Raw genomic sequence first — 340 nt, forward strand, 5'->3', positions numbered from 1 at the left:
TAACCTTGCAAGGCCCGCGGGCGGTGGCTGCGTTCCTCGGCTTGCGGCGCCGTGGCCGCCTGCAGATGGAAGTCGAAGGCCAGCTCGGCAAAGCGCCCACCCTGCACGCCACGGTCATGCGCTGCCGCGGCGTCCTCGACAAAGTGCAGCTCGCCGATCAACCCGTCGCGGGTGGCATAGGCGAAGTCATCCCACAGATACCGGTCGCCGGCAAAATTGATCTGGGTGGTCAGGTGCCGGTGCCCAGGTGCCGAAATGAAGAAGTGCACGTGCGCCGGGCGCTGGCCGTGACGACCGAGCTGGTCCAGGCACTCCTGGGTAGGCCCCTGTGGGTCGCAGC

At 67.6% G+C, this 340-nt stretch carries 1 protein-coding gene; it reads right to left on the reverse strand.

All coding sequences use genetic code 11. The annotated features are described in order from the left end of the window. Positions 1–340 (reverse strand): dioxygenase family protein (locus QWI17_RS10575; protein ID WP_441294589.1); only part of this gene is annotated, 340 nt, incomplete at both ends.

This window comes from Gilvimarinus gilvus (assembly GCF_030518155.1).
Lineage (GTDB): Bacteria > Pseudomonadota > Gammaproteobacteria > Pseudomonadales > Cellvibrionaceae > Gilvimarinus > Gilvimarinus gilvus.